The sequence below is a fragment of the Sphingomonas bacterium genome (assembly GCF_903644055.1).
Lineage (GTDB): Bacteria > Pseudomonadota > Alphaproteobacteria > Sphingomonadales > Sphingomonadaceae > Sphingomonas_I.
The window spans coordinates 1-4,499 of record NZ_CAHJXD010000083.1; the positions used below are offsets into that span (position 1 = coordinate 1).

General features: G+C 68.5%; 5 protein-coding genes. 4 read left to right on the forward strand and 1 reads right to left on the reverse strand.

Translation table 11 applies throughout. The features are described from left to right. Positions 1-497: 497 nt before the first annotated feature. On the reverse strand, positions 498-1,745 hold the full coding sequence (locus HUU94_RS03680) for an acyltransferase (RefSeq protein WP_368039840.1): 1,248 nt from the start codon (positions 1,743-1,745) through the stop codon (positions 498-500). Between the two features lie 44 nt (positions 1,746-1,789). Between HUU94_RS03680 and ispG the strand changes: the two genes are divergently transcribed. From ispG to HUU94_RS03700, 4 genes are read left to right on the forward strand one after another with little or no spacing between them, the layout of a single operon-like run. Beyond that, positions 1,790-2,920: a flavodoxin-dependent (E)-4-hydroxy-3-methylbut-2-enyl-diphosphate synthase gene (ispG, locus tag HUU94_RS03685; protein WP_174273765.1), complete on the forward strand. Its 1,131-nt coding sequence runs from the start codon at positions 1,790-1,792 to the stop codon at positions 2,918-2,920. A gap of 33 nt (positions 2,921-2,953) precedes the next feature. Next, positions 2,954-3,205 (forward strand): AbrB/MazE/SpoVT family DNA-binding domain-containing protein, encoded by a 252-nt coding sequence (locus tag HUU94_RS03690; RefSeq protein ID WP_174273766.1) that lies wholly within the window; start codon positions 2,954-2,956, stop codon positions 3,203-3,205. A 1-nt stretch (position 3,206) separates the two neighbouring features. Next, positions 3,207-3,584, forward strand: coding sequence for a type II toxin-antitoxin system VapC family toxin (locus HUU94_RS03695; protein ID WP_174273767.1), 378 nt, complete (start codon positions 3,207-3,209; stop codon positions 3,582-3,584). After that, entirely contained in the window at positions 3,581-4,480 is a 900-nt protein-coding gene (locus tag HUU94_RS03700) for a DMT family transporter (protein ID WP_368039841.1), read from the forward strand. The genes HUU94_RS03695 and HUU94_RS03700 overlap by 4 nt, the downstream gene beginning before the upstream one ends. The last annotated feature ends 19 nt before the right edge of the window (positions 4,481-4,499 follow it).

A 4,499-nucleotide genomic window follows, 5' to 3' on the forward strand; every position in this document is an offset into this window, starting at 1 on the left:
GGCGTCCAGCGCGGCGGCGAGCCCGGCGCGGGCGCCGGCGTCTTCGTCGGGGGCCAACCGGTCGCGGGTCATGCTGCCCGAGCCGCCGTGGATGACGAGGGTCCAGCCGGGGGAGGGGGTGGTCATGGGCGGTGTCTAGAGGCTGTCCCGTTCAAGATGAAGCGCGACCCAAGCCTTGAGCCGGGGTTCCGTTTTTTCTTCAGCGTCGGCCAAGCAGCGGGACCCCGGCTCAAGGCCGGGGTGACGGGAGTTCGACCTTAACAGGACAGGCTCCAGCAGCACGGGCGGGACGCCGCCACCGCCTGTGCCGGAGTAGCAGGCATATCGACGTTGGCGATCCTCCCCTGGAAGGGGAGGTGGCATGCCATGGGCATGACGGAGGGGACTCTCCACAAGCGTCGTGCTTTCCAGCGGGCCCCCTCCACCACCCTGCGGGTGGTCCCCCTCCCCGTGCCGGGGAGGATCTTCCTGAATGTCGATATCGCTTGGAGGGGGCGCTAGGCCGTCGCCGGGCGCAGCCTTGCCGCGCCGGGACCCGGCAACCGCTTCAACCCGATCAGCGGCCGCAGCGGTTCGATGCGGCGGCCTGCCAGGTAGAACAGCCAGCAGCCCGCGAGCGTCGCGGCGATGAGGATCAGGAATTGCGCGAGCAGGCCGATCGCGCTGCCGCGCAGCCAGTAGCCGACGAGCAGGATGATCGTCTGGTGGACGAGGTAGCAGGGGAAGACCGCCTCGGCGAGAGTCGCGCGCCAGCGGTGATCGCGGTTCGCGTAACGATCGGCGAGCCCGATCAGCGCGACGATCGCCGCCCAGCTTTCCACCGCGCGCGCCGCCCACAGCAGGGGGCGCATCGCCGGCGGCAGCGGCGCCGGACCGGGATGGCGATATTCGAGCCCGGCCAATACCAGATAGCCGCCGATCGCGAGCAGCGCGGCGAGCTTCCACCAGCGCGCGATCGTCCGCATCATCGGCGCCGATCCGCGCAGCAGCACACCGAACAGGAACATGCCGAGATAATGGGCGTGCGCGCTCCAATCGTCGACAAGGTTGTGTGTATCCTCCCAGCCGGGGATCAGCCGGATCCGCGTCCACCAGACGAAGGCGATGCCGACGATCAGGATCTGCGGCCCGGCGAACAGCCGCTCGCCGCCGCGGCGGAGCATCTCCCGCCAGCGCGCGGGGAGCGCGTGGCCGAGGCCGAGCACCAGCGTGTAGGCGATCAGATAGGCGACGAACCACAGATGCATCCAGCCGGGCATCGCGATGCCGGCGATCGTCCGGAAGCGGAAATAATCATGCGCGAGGAAGCTCGCGAAACCCGCTTCGTAGCCATGCTGCGTGACGAGCTGCACCCAGGGCTGCGGCGGCACGACGACGATCATCCCGAACAGCAGCGGTAGCCCCAGCCGCGCCATCCGCTGTCGCAGGAAGGCGCCCGCCCCCGCGCTGCGCCCGAGCAGCGCCGCGCTGGCATAGCCCGAGACGACGAACAGCAGCGACAGCCGCCACGGGCTGGTCAATTGCATCGGGATGCTCACCCAATCGAGCGAGGCGACCTTCACATGATAGTCCCACGGCACGAAGGCCATGCCGACATGATAGAGGATCAGGAGCTGGAACGCGCCGATCCGCAGCCAATCCATGCCGAAGTGCCGTTCGCTCGCGCCGCGCTGCATCGTCGGGCTTTCGCCCTCCAAGCGCCCGCGCGCAAGCCCGAAGCGGCGACCCGATGCCGCGCGGCGCATCCGGCGTCTTTGATCCGCCACGTTCGGGCGCTATACGGGTGCGCATGTCCTCCATACGCCCCTGGCGCGATATCGCGCGCCGCCCATCGCGCCGGATCATGGTCGGCAACGTCCCCGTCGGCGGCGATGCGCCGATCACCGTCCAGACGATGACCAACACGCCGACCGATGACGTGCGCGCGACGGTCGACCAGATCCGCCGCTGCGAGGAGGCGGGGGTGGACATCATCCGCGTCTCCTGCCCCGACGAGCCCTCGACCGCCGCGCTCAAGCAGATCGTCCGCGCCGCCAAGGTGCCGATCGTCGCCGACATCCACTTCCACTACAAGCGCGCGCTGGAGGCGGCGGACGCGGGCGCCGCGTGCCTCCGGATCAACCCCGGCAATATCGGCAGCGAGGCGCGCGTCGCCGAGGTGGTGCGCGCCGCCAAGGCCAACGGCTGCGCGATCCGCATCGGCGTCAACGCGGGCTCGCTCGAGCGCGACCTGCTCGAGAAATATGGCGAGCCCTGCCCCGAGGCGCTGGTCGAAAGCGCGCTCGATCATATCAAGCTGCTCCAGGACCAGGATTTCCACGAATATAAGGTGGCGGTGAAGGCTTCGGACGTGTTCCTCGCGGTCGCGGCCTATATGCAGCTCGGCGAGGCGGTGGATTGCCCGCTGCACCTCGGCATCACCGAGGCGGGCGGGCTGATCGGCGGCACGGTCAAATCCTCGATCGGCATGGGCAATCTGCTGTGGGCGGGGATCGGCGATACGATCCGTGTCTCGCTGTCCGCCGAGCCCGAGGAGGAAGTGCGCGTCGGCTACGAGATATTGAAGAGCCTCGGCCTGCGCGTGCGCGGCGTGCGCGTCGTCTCCTGCCCGAGCTGCGCGCGGCAGGGCTTCGACGTGATCCGCACCGTCGAGACGCTGGAGGATCGGCTCCGCCACATTTCGACGCCGATGTCGCTCTCGATCCTCGGCTGTGTCGTCAACGGCCCGGGCGAGGCGCGCGAGACCGATATCGGCCTCACCGGCGGCGGCAACGGCAAGCATATGGTCTATCTCTCCGGCGTGACCGATCACACCGTGCAGGACGCCGACATGGTCGAGCATATCGTCCGGCTCGTCGAGGCGAAGGCGGCGGAGATCGAGGCGGCCGGCCAGGCGCAGGAGGCCGTGGCGGCGGAGTGAGGGCTGTGTTAAGCGCCCTCGCAGGAGACGATCATGACCTATCAGGTGCGCGTCGGCGAGGATGGACGGATAGTGCTGCCGGCCGATCTCACGCGCGAGATCGGCCTGAAACCGGGCGACGCCCTCGCGATCGAACGCCAGCAGGGCAAGCTCGTGATGCAGACCTATGACGATATCGTCCGTCAGGGCCAGGATCGCTTTCGCGCGCTGCTTCCCGAGGGATTCAGCGGCAGTCTGGTCGACCAGTTGATCGCCGACCGACGGGCAGAGGCCGCGCGCGACTGAGGTGGTCGTTCTGGATGCTTCGGCGCTGCTTGCCGTCCTGAACCGTGAACCCGGCGCGGATGTCGTCAAGGCGCATATGCGCACGGCGGAAGCATCGATCATAAACGTCTGCGAGGTGCTGACCAAAGTCGCCGAGGTCGGCGTCGATCCCGCCGAAGCACAGGCTATCCTTCAGAGTTTCGGCTTTCGCACCCGTGCCTTCAGGGACGCGCATGCCATCGAGGTCGCGAAGTTGCGGCGTACGACGATACATCTGGGACTTTCGCTCGGCGATCGCGCCTGCCTCGTCCCAGCACGATTTAGCGGGCTGCCGGTTCTCACGTCCGATACACGGATGGCGCAAGCGGAGGTCGGCGTCGAAATCCGTTTGATCCGTTGAGCGGCATCGCCCGTATCTCGACCCCGCTCGCCTTTGCGGTCGCGTGCCTCGGCATCGCGGTGTTTTCGGGCATGGACGCGGTCATCAAGGGGCTGGCGATCGAGATCGGGGCGTATAATGCGATGCTGTGGCGGTCGCTCGCGGGGGTGATCCTGAGCGGCGGGCTGTTCGTGGCGGGGCGCCGGCCCTGGCCCGATCGGGCGACGCTGATCCTCCATTTCAAGCGCAGCGCGGCGGCGGCCTTTTCGGTGCTCCTGTTCTTCTGGGGGCTGGTGCGCGTGCCGATGGCGGAGGGGGTGGCGCTGACCTTCCTGTCGCCGCTGATCGCCATCCTGCTCGCGGCGGTGATGCTGGGCGAGCGCATCCGGCGCAACGCGATGCTGGCGTGCGGGCTGGCGTTCGTGGGGGTCGCGGTGATCGTCGTTTCGAAGAGCGGGCAGGGGACGGGCGATCCGGCGCTGGCGGGGCGGCTGGCGATCCTGCTCGCTTCTTTGTTCTACGCCTATAATCTCGTGCAATTGCGCGCCTCCGCGCTGCAATCGGGGCCGATCGAGATCACCTTCTTCACCAACCTCGTCTTCTTGGGCCTCTATGCGCTGGGCGCGCCGTTCGCGGCGGTATGGCCGGCGGCGGAGCATTGGCCCGCTCTGTTCGGCGCGGCGGCGCTGGCGATCGTCTCGTCGCTGCTGCTCGCCTGGGCCTATGCCCATGCCGAGACGCAGAAATTGGTGCCGGTGGAATATACCGCCTTCGTCTGGTCGGCATTGCTCGGCTGGCTGGTGTTCGGCGAGCGAGTCGTGCCCGCGACGGTGATCGGCGCGGTGCTGATCATCGGCGGGGCGGCGATCGGCGCGCGCCGGCAGGCGGGTGGGCCCGTGACCGAGGCGGCGCTGTGAGCGTGGCGGTGCGCGCGGC